Source organism: Rosistilla oblonga (assembly GCF_007751715.1).
GTDB classification, from domain to species: domain Bacteria; phylum Planctomycetota; class Planctomycetia; order Pirellulales; family Pirellulaceae; genus Rosistilla; species Rosistilla oblonga.
Map to the genome: position 1 here is coordinate 732,015 of NZ_CP036292.1, position 19,906 is coordinate 751,920.

General features: G+C 57.7%; 13 protein-coding genes. 9 read left to right on the forward strand and 4 right to left on the reverse strand.

The features are described 5' to 3' along the window. The first annotated feature begins 89 nt into the window (after positions 1-89). Together CA51_RS02620 and CA51_RS02625 are read left to right on the forward strand one after the other, a co-directional pair. On the forward strand, positions 90-2,210 hold the full coding sequence (locus CA51_RS02620; RefSeq protein ID WP_197451539.1) for a bifunctional diguanylate cyclase/phosphohydrolase: 2,121 nt from the start codon (positions 90-92) through the stop codon (positions 2,208-2,210). A gap of 180 nt (positions 2,211-2,390) precedes the next feature. Beyond that, positions 2,391-3,014 carry a superoxide dismutase gene (locus CA51_RS02625; protein WP_145117564.1) on the forward strand — a complete coding sequence of 208 codons (624 nt, stop codon included), beginning with the start codon at positions 2,391-2,393 and terminating at the stop codon, positions 3,012-3,014. Positions 3,015-3,144: 130 nt separating this feature from the next. Here CA51_RS02625 and prmC read toward each other — a convergent pair whose 3' ends face one another. The 4 genes from prmC to glgP form a co-directional block, all read right to left on the reverse strand. After that, positions 3,145-4,035, reverse strand: a complete 891-nt coding sequence (gene prmC / locus CA51_RS02630) for a peptide chain release factor N(5)-glutamine methyltransferase (protein WP_145117565.1) — start codon at positions 4,033-4,035, stop codon at positions 3,145-3,147. A gap of 29 nt (positions 4,036-4,064) precedes the next feature. Further along, complete coding sequence (prfA, locus tag CA51_RS02635; RefSeq protein WP_145117566.1) at positions 4,065-5,147, reverse strand: peptide chain release factor 1; 1,083 nt, start codon at positions 5,145-5,147, stop codon at positions 4,065-4,067. Positions 5,148-5,282: 135 nt separating this feature from the next. Continuing rightward, positions 5,283-5,519: a 50S ribosomal protein L31 gene (gene rpmE, locus CA51_RS02640; RefSeq protein ID WP_145117567.1), complete on the reverse strand. Its 237-nt coding sequence runs from the start codon at positions 5,517-5,519 to the stop codon at positions 5,283-5,285. Between the two features lie 434 nt (positions 5,520-5,953). Further along, positions 5,954-8,506 carry an alpha-glucan family phosphorylase gene (gene glgP / locus CA51_RS02645; RefSeq protein WP_145117568.1) on the reverse strand — a complete coding sequence of 851 codons (2,553 nt, stop codon included), beginning with the start codon at positions 8,504-8,506 and terminating at the stop codon, positions 5,954-5,956. Positions 8,507-8,788: 282 nt separating this feature from the next. Between glgP and CA51_RS02650 the strand changes: the two genes are divergently transcribed. From CA51_RS02650 to CA51_RS02680, 7 genes are all read left to right on the forward strand, one after another. Further along, a complete protein-coding gene (locus tag CA51_RS02650) occupies positions 8,789-11,020 on the forward strand; it encodes a hypothetical protein (RefSeq protein ID WP_145117569.1) in 2,232 nt (743 codons plus the stop codon). 36 nt (positions 11,021-11,056) lie between these two features. Then, complete coding sequence (locus CA51_RS02655) at positions 11,057-12,139, forward strand: multiheme c-type cytochrome (RefSeq protein ID WP_145117570.1); 1,083 nt, start codon at positions 11,057-11,059, stop codon at positions 12,137-12,139. Positions 12,140-12,631: 492 nt separating this feature from the next. Then, positions 12,632-13,663, forward strand: coding sequence for a DUF1559 domain-containing protein (locus tag CA51_RS02660; protein WP_145123979.1), 1,032 nt, complete (start codon positions 12,632-12,634; stop codon positions 13,661-13,663). 852 nt (positions 13,664-14,515) lie between these two features. Beyond that, positions 14,516-14,701, forward strand: a complete 186-nt coding sequence (locus tag CA51_RS02665) for a hypothetical protein (RefSeq protein ID WP_145117571.1) — start codon at positions 14,516-14,518, stop codon at positions 14,699-14,701. A gap of 209 nt (positions 14,702-14,910) precedes the next feature. Beyond that, positions 14,911-15,942: a DUF1559 domain-containing protein gene (locus CA51_RS02670; RefSeq protein ID WP_145123980.1), complete on the forward strand. Its 1,032-nt coding sequence runs from the start codon at positions 14,911-14,913 to the stop codon at positions 15,940-15,942. Between the two features lie 851 nt (positions 15,943-16,793). Further along, the gene (gene ltrA / locus CA51_RS02675) at positions 16,794-18,098 is read left to right on the forward strand and encodes a group II intron reverse transcriptase/maturase (RefSeq protein WP_231745959.1); all 1,305 of its coding nucleotides are present in this window, start codon (positions 16,794-16,796) and stop codon (positions 18,096-18,098) included. A gap of 361 nt (positions 18,099-18,459) precedes the next feature. Further along, entirely contained in the window at positions 18,460-19,809 is a 1,350-nt protein-coding gene (locus CA51_RS02680) for an outer membrane protein assembly factor BamB family protein (protein WP_145117573.1), read from the forward strand. Positions 19,810-19,906 lie beyond the last annotated feature (97 nt).

The following is a 19,906-nucleotide window of genomic DNA, read 5'->3' on the forward strand; positions in this document are numbered from 1 at the left end:
ATACGACCCCGACTTCTAAACCCAGTCAGCCCGCCGAAAACCCTCCTCTAGCCGGCGCTGTCGATGGAATAGAACGGATTTCTAGCCTGTTGGGAGATCTGAACCGTTTGCCCTCGGGGACGGTCGCCAGTCGGCAGGAGTACGACGCCGATGGGGCACACGAGAATCAATTGCTAGCGGTCCGTTTGGGCGTCGCGACTTCGCTGTTCTATTCGCTGCGTTGCAAGCATCGCCAAACCGCCGACCACAGTTTGCGGGTCGCGTTGGGGTGTTCGGTCTGGGCCGACCGGCTGCAATTGCCGGCGGAACTGCGCGACCGATTGGAGGTTGCCGCACTGCTGCACGATATTGGCAACATCGCCACGCCCGATCGCGTGCTGAAGAAACCGGGCCATCTGAGCAACGATGAGCGGTTGATCATGGATCAGGCTCCCGATGTCGCCTGCGAAATCTTGGCTGGTTGTTGCAGCGACGAAGGCTTGTTGGACATCCTCCGCTACAGCCGTCATTGGTACAGCGGAGGGAACGGCAGCGGGCAGGTTCAGGGTGACGATCTGCCGTTGGGAGCTCGGATGTTAGCGATCGTCGAGTCGTTTGATTCGATGACGACCGATCAAGTTTATCGGCGTGCCTTCAGCCAAGAGCGGGCTGTGGCCGAGTTGTTTCAGTGTGCGGGAAACCAATTCGATCCCGATCTGGTCCGCGATTACGCGGCCTTGTTGGAGAATCGGCCCGAGTTGATGTACGCCTCAGCGGCGCGTCGCTGGTTGCAGGATCTGCAGGGCGATTCGTCGAACCGCTTCTGGTCGGCGGCTCCGGAGAAAACAGGTGCTGCGGCGGGAGAACGCCAGACAAGGCAGCTGCTGTTCCACCAACATCTGCTCGACACGATGTGCGATGGCGTGGTTGCGATCGATGGCGAGGGGGTGATCACGCACTGGAACTACGCCTTTGAAAGGATGACTAATATCGCCGCCGACGCGATGATCGGGCAGGTCTGGTCCGATTCGTTGATTCGTTGGGACGATGCCCGCGCCAGTTCCGGCGATGTAGCGAGCTTGAGTAAATGCCTGACGACGGGCGGCCAAACCAGGCGGCGGATGCGGATGGGATTGCCCGACGGGAAGGAGGTTCCCGTCAAAGTGAACTTCATTCCGATTCTCGGAGAGGAGAATCGGGTGCAGGGAGCGTTGGCGATCATCAACGACATCTCGCAAGAGGAATCGCTGGAACAGAAGGTCCAGTCGCTGCACGTCAAAGCGACTCGCGACGGTTTGACCGGCGTGGCCAATCGCGCCGAATTCGATCGGGCGTTGGGCGACGTGGTCGAATTTGCTGCCGCGGGCAAGGGGCCGGCGAGTCTGATCCTTTGCGATATCGATCGATTTAAATCGGTCAACGATAACTACGGTCACCAGGCTGGCGATGACGCGCTGATCAGCTTCTCCTCCGTCTTGGTCCGTCACAGTCGCGATGGCGACTTGGTGGCTCGTTATGGCGGCGAGGAGTTTGCGTTGCTGTGTCCCGGTTGCGACAACGCCACCGCGGCGAAACGGGCAGAGACGATCCGCAGCGATCTGGAGCGAATCACGCAACCGTCGCTGGCGAACAAATGTATCACCGCCAGCTTTGGCGTGACCGAATATCAATCGGGCGACACCGAATCGACGATCGTCGCGCGGGCCGATCGAGCGCTTTACAAAGCCAAAGAAAACGGCCGCAACCGCGTCGTGCAGCTCGGTTCGGGGCTGCGTGAACCTGTCGAATCGGTGAGCGAACGATCCAAGGGTTGGTTCCAGTGGCTGCTGACGCCGTCGAAGTCGGATCAGGTGACGGCTAAGTTGGTGACGCGAGCACCGGTCGAGATGGTGATCGAAAAACTGCGCGGCTTTATCGCCGACCACAACGCGGAAATCCTCAAGGTCAAAGACCAGCAATTGGAGTTGCGGTTGGATGTCCGAACGTCGCTGCATGGCCGCCGCAACGCCGATGGCGTCTCTGCGTTTCATCTGCTGGTGAACCTCGGGGAACGCCAAGTCCCCACCGGACCTCACGGAGGGGCATCGCAGCTGATGGAGACGGTGATCGACGCCAGTGTCAGTCCTTGGCGGAGTCGCGATCGCCGCAACCGCGAGGTCAAAGGGGCGTGCCGCAACGTGGTCGCCAGTCTGAAAAGCTATCTGATGGCCGATTACGCCCAGCGACCGTAAACTGGAGGGTTAAGGGGCGAGCGATGCCGCTGGCGGCGGGGCTGGTCTCGCCGTGGTTTGGAACGCTTGCAGGCCCCTTGTCGCGGCCGACGGCTACTCTTATGGTGCCTAAATAGGGTGCTGCGACAGCAGCCCCGCGACCTCATGCAAACCCTGGCACTTGATAAACGGAGAGACATCATGGCTTACGAATTGCCTGCACTTCCTTATGCTCACGACGCATTGGCACCACACATCGATGCTCGCACGATGGAGATCCACCACGGGAAACACCATCAGGCTTACATCACCAAAGTCAACGACGCGATCGCCGGTACCGATCTGGAAAGCAAGTCGATCGAAGATCTGATCTCCGATCTCTCGGCCGTTCCCGCCGACAAGCTGGGTGCGGTTCGCAACAACGGCGGTGGACACGCCAATCACTCGTTGTTCTGGACCGTGATGGGCCCTGGATGTGGCGGTGCTCCCAGCGGCGACCTGGCGGCTGCGATCGACAGCGACCTGGGCGGATTGGAAGCATTCAAGACAGCGTTTGCCAACGCCGGAGCGACTCGCTTTGGTAGCGGTTGGGCTTGGTTGTACGTCAGCGAAGGCAAGTTGAAAGTTGGCAGCACCGCCAACCAAGACAGTCCTTTGATGGGCGAAGCCGTTGCCGGTATCGGTGGCACGCCGCTGCTGGGCTTGGACGTTTGGGAACACGCCTACTACCTGAACTACCAAAACCGTCGCCCCGACTACATCAACGCCTTCTGGGAAGTTGTTAACTGGAGCGCTGTTGCCGATCGTTTTGCAGCGGCCAAATAAGCTGCTTCGGATCGCTTTGAAACAGATCGACTCCCCGAGCGAAGTCTCGCTTGGGGCATGATCGATAAACGACAAAAGCCGGCTCGCATCTGCGTCCGGCTTTTTTTTGTGCGCTGGTTGGGCGGCTGGTTTATTTGCCGCGAGCGACGCTGATGATCCGCTTGTGGCCGGACAGATCTTTGATCACGCGGACGTCTTCAGCCGCGTCGACGTGGGCCAGGTGTTCGGTCACGCTGTCGGCGATCATCGGGCTGAGTTCGAAGATCAGCCGGCCGCCGGGCTTCAGTCGCGGCAGCGCTTCGTCGATCAGGCGGACGATCGTTTCGGTCCCGTCGGGGCCGCCGACCAACGCTTGTCGCGGCTCAAAATCGCGGACCGATTTGTCCAGCTCCGCATATTCGGCTTCGCTGACATACGGTGGGTTGCTGCAGATCATGTCCAGCGGTTGTGTGGCGGGAAGCTTTGCCAGCAGATCGCTTTCGATAAATTTGATCCGGTCTTGGACCTTGTGATCCGCCGCGTTCAGTTCGGCCATCCGCAGCGCCGCCGGCGAGATATCGATCGCCGAAACGTGAGCGTTGGGCAGGTTCTTGGCCAGGCAGATCGCGATGATTCCGCTGCCGGTGCCGACATCGGCGATCTGCAGTTTGTCGTTGGTCTGGCCGAGTCGTTTGAATTCGTCCAACGCCTCGATCACCAGGTGTTCGGTCTCGGGACGAGGGATCAGCGTATCTTCGCTCACGCGGAACGACAGCGAATAGAACTCTTTGCGTCCGAGCAGTTGCGAAACGGGCGTCCCCTCGCCGCGGCGGCGGACCAGTTCGCGAAACGTGGTCCGCACCGCCTCGTCGGGTTCCTCGTTAAAGGCGGTGTAGAGTTCGATCCGTTGGCAACCGCGGGCTTCGGCGAGCAGCAGTTCAGCATCCAGGCGGGGCGAATCCGAGCCCGATTTGCCGAAGTACTCCGTCGTCCATTCCAGCAGTTTCAGGATGGTCCACTTCTCGGCTTGTTGGGCACTCATGTTCCTGGTTCCTCGTTTGATGCGGCGATTTAGACCTCGCCCATGTCGCCCCGCAGCTGGTCGCGATCGTATTCGATCATCGCATCGGTGACCGGTTGCAGGTCGCCCGCGATGATCTGATCCAGCTTGTACAGGGTCAGGTTGATGCGGTGGTCGCTGAGTCGGTTTTGGGGGAAGTTGTAGGTCCGGATCCGCTGGCTGCGGTCTCCCGATCCGATCAGGCTCTTCCGCGTATCGGCTCGTCTGGCCAGTTCCTCTTCCCGCTTCTGTTCGTAGATCCGCGTCTTTAATACACGCAGCGCCTTGGCCAAGTTCTTGTGCTGGCTCTTTTCATCCTGGCACTGAACGACGATTCCGGTGTCGTGGTGCGTCAGCCGGATCGCCGATTCGGTCTTGTTGACGTGCTGGCCACCGGGGCCCGACGCGCAGAACTTGTCGATTCGGTAGTCTTCGGTTTTCAGGGTGACTTCCACATCCTCGGGCTCGGGCATCACCGCGACGGTGGCGGCGGAGGTGTGGACGCGGCCTTGAGTTTCGGTCTCGGGGACGCGTTGCACGCGGTGCCCTCCCGATTCGTATTGCAAGTCGCGGAAGACGCTTTCGCCTTCGAAAGCCAACGTGATCTCTTTGAACCCGCCCAGCTCGGTCGCGCTCGAATCGAGGATCTCGGTTTTCCAACCGACGCGTTCGGCGTGTTTGCGATACATTTCGAACAGATCGCGAGCGAACAGCGCCGCTTCGTCGCCGCCGGTCCCCGATCGGATTTCCATCACGCAGCGTGTCCGGTGGCTGTCTTCACCGCCGACGGTCATCGTCAACAATTCATCCCACAGCGCTTCGCGTTTCTTTCGCAGGCTGTCGGCTTCCTCTTCAGCCATCTCCCGTTCGTCGGGATCGTCGGTCTCTTCGATGATCTCTTTGCAGCCGCGGATCTCATCGGTCAGCTTCTTGAACGTGCGGAACTTGTTGGCCATCTTGGCCAGTCCGCCATGTTCGCGAGCGACAGCCGACATCAGCGTCCCGTCGGACTGAACCGCCGGGTCGGACATTTGGCGTTCGAGGTCGAGGAACCGTTTCAGCTTTTCGTCTAGCGTGTCGCGAATGGAAGTCATGGTATTGGTCGCTGGGCACGCAGCCGGCGTGCCGATGAACTTCTGTAAGACGCGCCGGCTGCGCGCCTTATAAGCATAAAAACAGCCATCGCGTTATTACGCGACGGCTGGATGTTGGTCGTTCCGATTCGGTAGCTACTTCTTCTTCTTGCCCTTGGCCAAACTGGCGTAGCTGCCGGCAGCAAATTTCTTCTGGAACTTATCGATCCGACCCGCGGTATCAACAAATTTCAGCTTGCCCGTGTAGAAGGGGTGACACATGTTGCAAATGTCGATCTTCAGTTCGGGCTGAACGCTGCGTGTTGTAAACGTGTTACCGCAACCACAAGTGACCTCGGTGGCTTGGTAATTAGGGTGGATTCCCTCTTTCATCGTTTTGGCTCCGGTATCGGCGACAGAGATTGGCTTTGTACAATCTCGGATCGGGCGTTGATTTAAAATTGGATCTGTTGGCGGGTGCCGCACAGTTTGCTGGATGTCCGAATCACGAATAGTATGCGATAACCAGGGGTTTAGGCAAGCCCTGATGGTTTTGTGCCTCGCAGTAAAGCGATTCGTAAACGCGATTTTCCGCAATGGCGAACCCCCTCGAAAGTAGGGGGGGGCCGGTCTGCGCGCACGGTTCTCCGAGGTTTTTCTTCGTTGCTTTGGCAGCTTCGGCTTCAGCCACAATCGGGAATTCCTCCGTATTGCCCGGTTTGCCTAATTTTCTGGCTCCCGCTGCCCTGCTTCGCCAGTGCGGTGACATTATTTAATGAGCAGCGGGATGAGGGACGCTCCCGATGCGGGCGACTTCACCTGGGGGGCTAACGTTGCCAGAGGCATAGATTCAGTTCCAGCGGGATCGCAACGCCGCGGTGGACGGGGATCACTCGCGCTGTGTAATCGTTGGCGCTTTCGCTGCTGGGGACCGATCCCTGGTAGATCGCCCACGGGGTGCCGTCGGGGCCGGGGCGGCTGCCGGTCCGCTGCATCGCCACCCGGCGCGGTTCTCCCCCATCGATTCCGACGGCGAACATTTCCACCGTGACGAAGCTGGGATCCAGTCCATCCAGATAGACCTCCACCTCAAAGTGATGTTCGTTGGCATCGGTGTGGCATTGCACCGTTCCAAATCGCAGCGAGCCCCATTTCTCTTTCAGCGATGTTTCCCAGTTGACAATGCTGGTTGCCAGTTGGCCGTCGAAGGCGATTCGTTCGCGGTAGGCTTTGGCGGCCGGCAGGTAATGCTGCTCGGTGTATTGGCGGACGGTCCGCGCGGCCGAATATTCGGGCGTTAGCGTCGCCATGCTGTTTCGCATCCGCTGCAGCCACGCCGTCGGAATGCCCTGCGCGTCGCGATCGTAGAATTCGGGAACGACTTCGTTTTCCAGGATCTGGTACAGCTGTTCGGCCTCGAGCTCATCGATCGCCGCCGCGTCGTCGTGTTCCAGGCCGTCTCCCAACGCCCATCCGAGTTCGGGCTGATAGGCTTCCGCCCACCATCCATCGAGTTCCGAAAGGTTGATGCCGCCGTTGACCAACACCTTCATCCCGCTGGTGCCGCTGGCTTCCCAGGGGCGTCGCGGCGTGTTGACCCAGACGTCGACGCCTTGGACCAACCGCTCGGTCATCAGCATGTCGTAATCGCTCAGGAAGATCACGTGCTTGCGAGCCTGAGGGTGCCGAATGAATTGGACCCATTGGCGGATCATCTGCTGGCCTGCAGCGTCGGCGGGATGTGCTTTCCCTGCCAGGATCAATTGCACAGGTCGCTCGGGATCGCTCAGCAATCGCAGCAAGCGGTCGGGATCGTGTAGCAGTAGATTCGGGCGTTTATAAGTTGCAAAGCGTCGAGCAAAACCGAGCGTCAGCGCGTGGGGATCGAACAGGTGTTTCGCCGCTTCGACTTCGCTCTCCTCGGCGCCCGAGGAGGCCAGTGAACGCGACAGATGCTCGCGAGCGAATTCGACAAGCGACTTGGTCGAATCGATCCGCAGCCGCCATAGTTTGGTGTCGGAGACCTTGCGGATCGCGTCGGGCAATTTGGGGCACGGTTCCCGCCATCGCTCCTTGCCACAGACCTCGGTCCACAATTGGTCCGCCGCCGCGGAATCCCAGCTGGGCATGTGAACTCCGTTGGTGATATGACCGACGGGGACTTCCGGTTCGGGCCAACGTGGGAACAGTGGTTCAAAGATTTGGCGGCTGACTTCGCCATGCAATCGGCTGACACCATTGATCGCTCCGCTGCCGCGGATCGCCAGGTAGGCCATGTTGAACATTTCGTTGTGGTCGTCGGGCGATTGTCGTCCGAGCGCCAACAGGTTTTGGACATCGATCCCCAGCATCTGCGTGGCGTAGCGGCCTAGGTATTGTTCGATCAACTGAGGCGAGAACCTATCGAAACCGGCTGCCACGGCGGTGTGAGTGGTGAACAGGTTGCCCGCTCGTGTTGCGGCAAGTGCGACTTCAAACGAATGCCCTGTGGCGTTCATGAAGCTGCGGGCGCGTTCGAGCACCGCAAACGCGGCGTGCCCTTCGTTCAGATGGCAAACCTCCGGGGCGATGCCGAGCGCTTCGAGCAGCCGCCAGCCGCCGATGCCGAGCACGAGTTCTTGTTTTAGGCGGAGTTCGGGGCCGCCGCCGTAGAGTTCGCTGGTGATGCTGCGGTGGGCGGGATAGTTTGCCGCATCGTTGCTGTCTAAAAGATAAAGCTTCACGCGGCCGACCTGAGCTTGCCAGGCTCGCAGCCAAACCGAATATCCCGGCAGCATGATCTCCAATCGCAACCACTGACCATCGGGGCGACGCAGCGGTGTGATCGGCAACTGCCCCGGATCGTTGTAGGGGAACAACGCCTGTTGCGACCCCTCGGCGTCGATCGTTTGCCGGAAGTAGCCCTGCTGATACAGTAGCCCAACGCCGACCACGGGGACGCCCAGATCGCTGACCGCCTTTAATTGATCCCCCGCCACGTTCCCGAGGCCGCCGGAATAGATCGGCAACGCTTCGCTTAACATGAACTCCATGCTGAAGTAAGCCGCTTGCGTCAGTTCCGCATCGGCATGCTGCTGCTGGAACCAAGGCGTCGCTTCGTGCAGCTGCCGCCAAGCTTGCAGTTCCTGGTCCAGGTTTTTGCGAAACGCTGGGTCGCCTAACAATTGCTCGACACGTTTTCGCGACACGGTTTGCAGCACGACCCACGGATTGTGCGTCATGTCCCAGAGTTCGCGATCGAGTTCGCGCCAGATGATGTCGGTCGAGTGGTTCCAGGAAGAACGCAGGTCGAGCGCCAGCGTCGCCAACGCGTCGAACCCATCGATGTCGGTCGGCAGCGAGGGGTAGCGAATGGAATCGCTTTGAAAAATCTCTTTCATGTTCGATCGTCCTGGTGATTTGTCGTCCGTTGTTTCGCCATCGAGCTGCGACATGCGCGATGCCACGAGCCCGCAAGCACTCCGTCCCGCATCGCTTGCCAAGATGATATCTGCCGAATGTTGTTGCAACTGCTTGCCGTGTGATTTCATAATTCAATCAGCCCCCCTGCGAGCATGGCATCCGACTGACATGCGGTTATTGTCGGGGTAGACTCTAGCTTTTTGCAATTTTCGCCCGCCTCGGAAAAACTCCGGCGCGTTGGCTGCGACTAGGTTGGTTGAATGAAAGTCTCCGGACATAAACCTGTTAGCAAGAAGCCTGCGAGGACGCCGTCCGCTGCGGTTGCTGCCAGCGGAGCATCGGATCGCTCCTTGGGAAGCACGTTGTTTGGCGAGGATTCGACCGCGCGGTTCGCTCTCATCGCGTATGTCGTCGTGGTGCTTTGGATCGCGCTGCAACCGCTGGCAGGAGACGATTTGTGGTGGGATCTCAGTCGCGGACGCGAGGTTCTGAAGGGATCGATCGCTCCGAGTCGTCTGATGTTGGAACTCGATGATCAATCGGAAAGCGATTGGCTGGGCGGCGTGATCGGTTTCGTCTCCTACGCGGCGTTCGACAGCAATGGGCTGATGTTGTTTCGCTGCGGGTTTGTTTTCGGCGTGGCATTTTTGCTCTGGCGGTGCGTTCGCGACAATCTCTCGACGGCAACGTTTCTGTTGGCATCGCTGGCGGTCGTCTGCTTGTTGCCTGCTGCTGATTCGGTGTCGCTTGTTTATAATGTGTTGGGAGCCGTGGCGACGCTGTGGTTTGCAGATCGCTGGCTCCAGGGTGGTCGATCGGTTTCGTTGTTGATTCTCCTTGGCGTCGGCTTGCTGTGGGCAAACCTCGGCGCCGGGTATGCCCTCTTTTTGCCGATCGTGATTGGTGTGGCGATCGGACGTTTGGGGGAATCGAGTGTTTCACAGAACGGGGTTATTGTTGCTCTACTGCTGTTGGCGGCGACCGCTTGGATGAATCCGAGAGGCGGATTGGGGATCCTCGATTCGTTCCAACGCATCCGCGGTAGCCTCGATGTCGATGTCGATGTTTCGGGACAAGGCACCGTCGGAGTGATCCAGACCTGGCAGACGTGGAGCGAACGCTATGGGGTTGTTGTTCCGTTGGCGTTTGTCATCTTGTCGGTCCTTGCGGTCGGGTTGCAGTTTTGTTGGTTGAAGCGTTCGCCGCGGCGCTTTTGGCAGCTCGGTAGCGTCTGGATCGCCGGTCAGTGGCTCGCTTGGACTTCGCCGGCGAATCTCTCGCTGGCTGCGGTTTGGATTGGGATGACTTGTTTGTCGGCAAGGCTGCCGGCAGATCGAGCGGCTAAGGGTTCCGTGACGCGGTGGAAACGGGGGCTGTTGCCGGCGTGTTGTCTGGTGCTCGTTGGCATCGCAGCGGTGAAGGCCCCTGCTGATATGGGTTGGGGGATCGATGAGCAGCAAGATTTTCGCTATCTGCAAAGTGCGTTGCCTGCGATGCTGCCCGCTGGAACGGGATGGGCGGACAGCCTTCGCAGCGGCGGGATGATCGCTTGGATAAATCCCGAGGGGGTTCGATTGCAGGACCTGCCGCATCGGGCGATGCTCGGCGGGCGGTTGCGGCAGCAGCACGATATTGCTCGAGATCTCGCGGAGCAACGCAAGACCAGCTACTACCGAAGCGATGGGGCGCAGGGCGGTTGGTGGTTGTCGCTGCAAGATCGCCAGACGCAATTGCTGCTGGTCGAGGCGGATAATCTGGAATTGATCGCCGCGTTGGAGCCGACGTTGTGGAAACCGCTAACGCTCGATTCGCCAGTCGTTGCGTATGCGTCGACCGGCAATTCCGCCTATTCGAATCGGATCCTGGAGACGCTACAACAGAGGCACTTTGTCGACCGAGGCCCTTGGAGCTATCAGCGTCCGCAATCGACAGGCAGCCCGTTTGATCGCGATCGGTTCGGGCTTGCGATCGAAGGCGGGTCGATCGGGCAATCGATTCGACAAGCCGAGGTTTTTACCGCGATGGGACTTCCCGACGCTGCGATGAGGATCTTGCACGCCGAACAATTGCGCAGCGGTGCCGAGCCGGCTGAAGCGATCGCGCGGTGTCAAATGATGTTGCTTCATCGGGAATACAAACGGGCTGACCGATGCAGCCAATTCCAGGCGTTGGCAACGACCCTGGCCTGCCAGCGTGCGGGGATCGCGTTGGCCGATGCCTTTCCCCTGCCCGACCTGTCGGAATGTTCCGATGCGATGCGCGGCGCGGTCCAGCTCTATTTGGATGGCCGTTGGCGCGAAGCGATCGAGCTGCTTGGCGTGGGCGGGTTGTCCGATCAAGATCGTTATGGACTGGCGATCGTGTTGTTGCAGTTGGGCGATCTCGATGACGGCCGGGCGGTCCTTGTCGCGTTGGCTGAATCGGACGATTCCGCTCTGCGGTTGTTGGCAAGCGAGGCGCTGGCCAGCTTAGAATTTGATCTAGCCTCTTAATACTTTTCTATTCCGTCTAAGGATGTTGGAGCGTCGATGCTGAACGCAACAAATCTTCACGTCGCCGCGTTTGTCGCTGCCTCGCTGCTGATGCTGGGGGCGATCTCGCAACGGACGACCGTCCCTGTAGAGGCATTGCCCGCGATCCAAACGACGCAGGCAGCGGAGGTCCAACGCTGCGCCGAGTGCCATGCGGAAATCTGCGATTCTTATCTTGCCACGCCGCATCTGCGGACGCTGCGTAAGCCGACCGACGAGGAGGTCTTTCGCCACTTTGCGGGACAGGACGTGACATCGCGTGGCAACGCGTTTGCTTTCGCCACGCGGGACGACGGGTACGCGTTGACGGCGGCCGATCGAAGCGACGAAAAAAAGGTGGATTGGATGTTCGGATCGGGCGAGCATGCGATGACCGGCGTTTCGTTAGAGGTCTCGCCCTGCGGGGTAACCGAGATCCAGCAACTGAATGTGTCGTGGTTTCCGCATTGCAATTTGGAAGCGACGCCCGGCAGCGATCATGCTCCCGGTAAACCCTCGTTGGGCGTCCATCTGAATCCCGCCGATTCTCTGAAGTGCTTCGAGTGCCACAGTTCGCAGATGGCGATCGACGACGGTGCAATCGACTTTGCGAGTTTGGTGCCGGGGATCAGTTGCAATCGTTGTCATCTCGATGCGCAGCAGCATGCGGCAAGCGGCGGCTCGCTCCCTAGCGGCGTCGCTTGGGACAAACTGAGCGCGTTGGAATCGATTCAGCGATGTGGTGAATGCCATCGGCGAGCGGATGAATTTACCGACGATGAACTGACGCCCGACAACAAACTGTTGATTCGCTTTGCGCCTGTGGGGTTATCTCAAAGTCCCTGTTTTAAGACGCAGTTAGATGATCCTGATGCGCGGCGATTGGATTGTGTGACCTGTCACGATCCCCACTCGCCAGCTCAGACCGACACGGCGTTTTATACGGCGAAGTGTAATGACTGCCATGGGGCATCTTCGGGCGGCCTGCCCTGCCCCGACTCGCCACGCAGCGAAAACTGTATGCCTTGTCACATGCCAGTGGTTCAGCACGAGCAGTTGCGCGTGACCGATCATTGGATACGGATTCGCGACGATATTTGATTGCGGCGGGCGACAGAGAAAAAATGATTTTCTCGATTTCTACTGTTGAACCCTTCTCTCGGTTCCCTTACGTTGAGTTTAGCAGCTTAGGGTGTCGCCACGTGCGTTGGTGTGTGGTTTGCGGTGTTTGCTTTCGCGTTAGCGAAATCGGCTGATCTGGTCGATCGCGAACATCTTGTCATAAACTGCCCGCGCAAGTAGCGGGTGACACGCTTGCTTATCACTTAGTTATCAACTCGATCGGTTTGAGCGAATCTCGGTCTTACGACCATTTGCGGCTACGCAATTCGCACAGGGGATCCCAGGACGTTCGTTTCAGAGCGTCAACGTCTCCTTTGGTCGCAATATTCTCTCAATCCAACGAAGCTGGCTGTGTGGTGAGCCTTGCTGCAAATCGGATTGTCTATAGGAAATTGTTTGGTTCCTTACTCTTCGGTTCGTGTCGGAATATTCCGGCATTCCTATTCTTGTTTTCTTTTCAGGGTGAATGCAATGGACTCTCGTAGACCTGTCCGTTCTGGCTTTACGCTTGTAGAGCTTCTGGTCGTCATCGCGATCATCGGTATTTTGGTTGGCCTGTTATTGCCAGCCGTCCAAGCGGCACGCGAAGCGGCGCGACGTATGCAATGCGGTAACAATTTGAAGCAACTTGGACTCGCACTGCACAACTATCACGACATTTACAACAAGTTGCCGCCGGCCCGCGTCCGCACCGCCAACATGGGCGTCAACACATGGAACACGAACAACATCAACTGGGCGGCTCGAATTCTGGCCCAGATCGAACAGAGTGCAATCTACGATCAGATCGATTGGGAGACTCCCGACGGGCAAAGCAACGCTACCAACACACCGCTGCGTCGAAATACGCTTGGTGCTTTCCTCTGCCCATCGGATCCTGGCAACGGTGGGTTTCAGTGGACCGATCCGTCGGGCAATAAGGTTGCCGGGGCAACTCCTGTAACCGCTGATGGTCACATCAACTATGTGATCTGCGTCGGTCCCGACGCAAATCTTCGCACTAGCCCCGCCAGTTCGCTTGGTTGGGCGGTCGAAGGCCGTCGCGACATGAACGGCCCCGTGCGAGGAAATGGGATCAATGGCCTGCGCGACTTCCTCGATGGAACCTCCAACACGTTGATGGTTTCCGAGATCATCGTTGGTCATCCCAATATTCGCGTGAACTCTACCGGCAATGCCAGTACCGTAACGCAAGACGGCAACGGATGTGCGGGATCGTTAAACACAGCGACTAATTCGACCACTGCAAGCGGTTCGTCTTGGTTCCGTGGGTATGAACCCAACGATATCGCCTTCACTACGCTGATGACCCCCAATTCCAAGTTATGGGATTGTGGCGCCAATTCTGGCAACGTAATGATGGCCGCTCGCAGTGTGCATCCTGGCGGTGTTCAAGCAACTCTAGGAGATGCATCGGTGCGATTCGTCGGTGAGACCGTCGACTGGGAAACCTGGAAATGGCTCGGAGGACTCCGCGATGGCAATGTCGTTGAGGTCCCTTAGGTCTTAAAGAATCGATGGTTGTTTAACGCATAGCGGCTGGGAGTACCCGGCCGCTATTTTTTGGTCGCGATGTTTCATGTGTCGCTTGTTGGTTGTGATGTGTGGAGAGCTGTTCGCACGTCCCGCATGCACCGTCGTTGTAAATTGTGCTGCAGAATACGGCATAGCCATCTTGGTCGTTTGGATCTCGCGGCGGTGAAGCTGTATGGCGTGGCGGTGGTTGGAGTGGGTGTTTGTCTGCGTGGGCTTTGTGTTCGATCCCGTTCTGGTTTCTTGCATAGAGAGAGGGCTGGCATGGAGTCGATCGAGCGGGGCGTTTTCTGCTGAGGTTTCAAAAATGTAGCGTCGGGCTATTCAGCAGGATTCGCCTTTCGGTAAGGCTATTGTGGCCTTATCAGCCCTTGTGTACCTCCTGTGGCGTAGGGTCGCGTGACAGAAGAGATGGGAGTTTTGCCGATTTCATCCGTTGAAGCGTCTCGCTGGTTCCCGTACTCTGATTTGGAGCATCTTAGGGGGCTGCTGCGCCTGTTGCGGCCGTAGCTGTGTAATGTTACTTTGCCTTAACGGTTGGCGGTTGGTATCGCCGATCACGAGAAAGTATAGGTAACACCTCCGCAATATGCGTGACCGAAGCCCGCTTATCGCTGCCGGCGGTTTGGGCTTCGCCAGAGTCTCGCAACTCCTCGATGCGTGTCAGACGTTCTAGGCCAAGGATCTCGAGTCCTGCTTCGATTGTTTTCGGCACTGTCGCTGGGGTTGATCGCTTCGAATTGCTTTCAGGAGCGAGGCGCTGGGTGGAACTTAAAGCGTTTTTAAGTCATCAAAGTGATTGTTCTCTTTTACGGTGGACCAATGAAGACAAAGTTTGTGGCTGTTGCTCGCACCTTGGTTGTCGTTAGTGCTTGTTTTGTTTCGTTTGCAATGGTTGGTTGCGGTGGCCCCGGTCGAACCACTCCAGCCGATGCGCCCGTCGAAGGCAATCCGGCAGATGTCGAAGAGATGCAATCGGAAGAATACATCCAAGGCGAAGCGGGTTAATTGAAGTCTGCGGTGCGCAACGAGCCGATTTTCGGCTCGTCGGGCGGCTTGCGTTGGACTGATTGGTCGATTTGAAGCCCCCCTACTCTCCCCGAGATTTGCATTTCGATTGAGATTTGTTGGGGGGAGTTTGGTGGTTTGTTTCTCTTGCGTTGGTGCCGAAGCTTTTTCGGCACAGCGGTTTTTCGCTCCTCATCTAGGTATTTTTAATGGAATCACGAAGGTCTGTCCGTTCCGGCTTTACGCTTGTAGAGCTTCTGGTCGTCATCGCGATCATCGGTATTTTAGTTGGCCTATTATTGCCAGCCGTCCAAGCGGCGCGTGAAGCGGCGCGACGTATGCAATGCGGTAACAATTTGAAGCAACTTGGGCTCGCGCTGCACAACTATCACGACATTTACAACAAGCTGCCGCCAGCTCGCGTCCGCACCGCCAACATGGGCGTCGACACGTGGACTTCGAACAACATCAACTGGGCTGCTCGGATCTTGGCGCAGATCGAACAAAACGCGATCTACAACCAAATCGACTGGGAGACCCCGGACGGTCAAAGCAACGCCACCAACACACCGCTGCGTCAAAATACGCTAGGTGCGTTCCTCTGCCCATCGGATCCTGGCAACGGTGGTTTTCTGTGGACCGATCCGTCGGGCAACAAGGTTGCCGGAGCGACTCCTGTAACTGCCGATGGTCACATCAACTACGTGATCTGCATCGGTCCCGATGCGAATCTTCGCAACTCTCCCGCCAGCTCGCTTGGTTGGGCTGTCGAAGGTTATCGCGACTGGAACGGTAACGCGAGAGGCAATGGGATCAATGGTCTGCGCGACTTCCTCGATGGAACATCCAACACGTTGATGGTCTCCGAGATCATCGTTGGTCATCCCAACATTCGCGCGAACTCAACCCTTACCGCTACGACCGCAACGCAGGACGACAACGGATGTACCGGCTCGTTGAACACGGCGACGAATTCGACCTCTGCAAGTGGTTCGTCTTGGTTCCGTGGGTATGAACCCAACGACATGGTCTTCTCGACGTTGATGACCCCCAATTCCAAGTTGTGGGATTGTGGTGCCAATTCTGGCAACGCGATGATGGCAGCTCGTAGTGTTCACCCAGGCGGAGTTCAGACGACCTTGGGGGATGCATCGGTCCGCTTCGTTGGTGAGACGATCGACTGGAACACTTGGAAGTGGCTCGGTGGTATTCGCGACGGCCAAGTCGTTAGCCTGCCGTAAGTTTCTGTAAAACGATAACTGCAAATCGAATAGCGGTTGGCTACATGCCAACCGCTATTTTTTTGTTTGCCCAGCGAAGCTGGCAAACCCAGTCGGTGCTTGTCACCGACCAAGCCCTGTTCATGGGGAATTGAATCCGATTCGCAAGGGTTCCGCCGGTGACTGCGGGTCTGAAGGAAGCGATAGGAGGACGATGGAACGTAGCGAAAGCGAACCCGATTCGGCTGCCGGCGGGGGCGAGCGTGCAAAAAGTCGCGATGCCCGATACATGAACAGCCGCCGGAAGTGTTTGGGGACGTCATCATCGTCAGGGAGCCAGTGCAGTAACTGGGGAGACCTGACATTATCCGTGGCCGCGTTAGCTCCCCCAAAGGCGAAGCGTGAGAAGCCGGTAAGGTCGCTTCAAGTGGAAACACAAGAAGCGATCGATGTGGTGTCAGGAGTCAGATGAACCCGTAGTAGTGAATAAGTCGCGGCCCGTGAAAGCTGGTAACAGTCTGGAGGACAAAACCGTGGCGACGACGTGCAAAGCATCGGCGGTAACCGAAGCGAGTCACGCCGGACAGAGATGACTCAAAAGGTCATCACTGGATGCGAAGGGGTGAAGTTTTATTTGTGATTGGAGAGAACACCGAAAACGAGCAATCGGCAGCCGACACAATCCGAGAAGATCGAAGGTCTCGGGGACCGGTCCACAGTGGCGATGCGGGGAACTGCAAAGCTGCTCGATACGTCCGTCGGCGTGGAAGTAACTCAGCAAACTCGACACCTCGCGATTGTCCTTTACCGGAATAGCACACGAGGCGTCCGCTCGAAGCCAACCGCCACACTGCCAACCGATTCGACAGAACGTGAACGAACCAACGAAAGACCACCGACCGACAGTCATGAAGCGAACCTACTACAGCCTCTACGACCGACTGCTTGATCGCCGAGCTTTGGCTCGCGCGTTCGAGAAAGTCCGACGTGCCAAGGGTGCACCTGGCATCGACGGGCAAGCGATCGATGCGTTTGAAGCTGATTTACTGGGGGAGCTGACGCGGTTGGTGAGCGAACTGCGGAGCAAGACTTACCGGCCCAGTGCGGTCCGCCGAGTTTCGATTCCGAAACCGGAAGGCGGCCAGCGGCATCTTGGCATCCCAACAGTTCGCGACCGAGTCGTCCAGCAAGCGTTGCTGGACATCCTGCAGCCGATCTTTGATCCTGACTTTCATCCATCAAGCTACGGTTACCGACCGGGCCGCAGTTGCCAACAGGCAGTCGCCAAAGCAACGATGTTCATCCGACGATATGGTCTCGACCAAGTCGTCGATATGGATCTCTCGAAATGCTTTGACCGGTTGGATCACGGCTTGATTCTCTCGTCGATCCGTCGTCGGGTGACCGATGGCAGCATTTTGAATCTGATCAAAATGTTTTTGACCAGCGGAGTGATGAACGAAGGTGTCTGGGAGGCGACGGAGCTTGGCAGCCCGCAAGGCGGTGTTGTCAGTCCCCTGATCGCCAATATTTACCTGGATGCTTTCGACCAGGAGATGATGCGTCGTGGTTACCGAATCGTTCGGTATGCCGATGACATTCTGATCCTGTGTCGGAGCAAGCGATCGGCGGCTCATGCGATGAGCGTTGCAGTGGAGATTCTGGAAGGTGATTTGAAGTTGACCGTCAATCGCGATAAGACGCACCTGACTTCAGCCTGTGAGGGTGTGAAGTTCTTGGGCGTCGTGATCGGCAGCATGCACACCCGCATTGCTGCCGAGAAAGTCGCGGCCTTCAAGGCGAAGGTCAAAGTGATCACTCGCAAGAACAGCCCGGTGAACTTGGAGAAGGTCATTGCTGACCTGAATCCGGTGCTTCGCGGCTGGGGCAGCTACTTCCGGATGGCGAACTGCAAAGGTCTGTATCGCGAGTTGGCTAGATGGATTCGGCGACGATTACGGGCCAAGCAACTCGCGTTGTGGAAGAAACCGACGCGTCTGATTCGCCGCTTGCGGCAGGTCGGCGTACGTGGTGACCTCCAGAAGATGCGAATGACCGCGTGGCGTACGTCGCGTAGTTCTTACGCCAGCATGGCCATCAGCAATGGCTTCCTGGCGGAACTTGGCCTGTTTGACTTGACCGAATTGGAGACCGGAGTCCTTCCTGGATTAACCTAGGCAAGTAAAACAGGAGCCGTATACGGACCCGTACGTACGGTTCTGTGAGAGGGCTGAGTCAGCGGTCGCTCCGCTGGCTCACCCTACTCGATTGCTCAAACCTGTCCGTCGACGCATGCCCGGCTCGCGACGATCCGTCCGAGATGCGTGACTGTTGCCGCAGCGCCGGTTGTCGAGGTCGTTTGAAATTCGTGATCACGGCAAAGCCTCGTTATTGTCCAGGTTCATGCAGAGAAGCGTGCCCGCCGTCGGTGACCTTGTAATAATAGGAATTGGGGACAGCCCAAGTTGGCAGTCCTACACCCGCTGGAATATCATGGCGCACCCAACCACGTTCTCAGTCCACGCAAGGTATGACTCTATGTTCCGTCAAATCAGGCTCGATCTGTTTTTCCTCTCGACGGCGACTCTGATCCTTTGCGGTTCGACGCGTACGTTGGCCGAGGACTGGCCGCAGTTTCGTGGTCCCGAATCGCGAGGTGTCTCCGAAGCGATGGAGCTACCGGACCGATGGAGCGAAAGCGAAAATGTCGTTTGGAAAACGCCGATTGCCGGTCGCGGTTGGTCATCGCCAATCGTGGTAGGTGAGCGTGTCTTTTTGACCACAGTGACTCGAAACACGGGTAAGCCGGAGGACGCGAAACCGGGACTTTACTTCGGCGGTAATCGCGAGAAGCCAGCTGACGTGCCGCATGCATGGAAGGCGATCTGCTTGGACCGGAAATCCGGGAAGCCATTATGGGAGAAAACTCTTCACCAGGGAAAACCTGCTACTTCGCGTCATATTAAGAACAGTTACGCATCGGAAACGCCAGTCAGTGATGGCGAACATCTCTATGTGTTATTTGGCGATGTGGGGCTGTACTGCCTGAGTGTCGACGGTGATTTGGTTTGGCAGAAGGAACTGCCGCCATGCAAAACTCGCTTCGACTGGGGTACCGCCGCTTCTCCCGTACTGCACGAAGGACGCCTGTATTTGATAAGCGATAATGAAGATGCGTCCTACCTGGCGGCGTTCGACGCAAAGACGGGAGAGCAAGTCTGGCGGGTCGACCGCGACGAAAAGAGCAACTGGTCCACACCTTTCATCTGGAAGAACGAATTGCGGACCGAGATCATCACGCCTGGAACCGGCCGGATCCGATCGTATGACCTGGACGGCAAGCTGCTTTACGAGCTGAGTGGATGTTCGAGTATCACAATTGCGATGCCATACGCGGCGCATGGACTACTGTATATTTCGTCGGGTTACGTCAATGACGACATGCGGCCCATCTTTGCGATTCGTCCAGGCGCATCGGGCGATATTTCTCTTCGTGGCGAGGCAACGTCCAATGAGTTTATTGCGTGGTGTCAGCCCAAGGCGGCGCCGTACAACCCATCGACCATCGTCTACGGCGACCAGTTGTATGTTCTGCACGATCGGGGCCTGATGGCTTCTTATGATGCGCTCACGGGTGAAGTGATCTACGAAAAGAAACGGATCCCTGGCGGCAGATCATTTACATCATCGCCATGGGCTTATGAGGGAAAGATCTTCTGTCTGAATGAGTTTGGAAAAACGCTGGCCATTGCCGCCGGTCCTGAATTCAAACTTCTGCAGACCAATGAACTCGACAGCACCGAACTTTGCATGACCACGCCCGCGATTGCCGACGGTCAGCTAATTCTGCGCACCGGAGACGCGGTCTATTGCATTGCGAAGCCATAGGTCCCGCGGGGCTTGAGGCTCCGTCGCTGGCTTGTTGATGCAACCTCCCCTGCCCCGGTTCGCAGCGAACCGACGCCAACTAGCAAGACATCGCTGC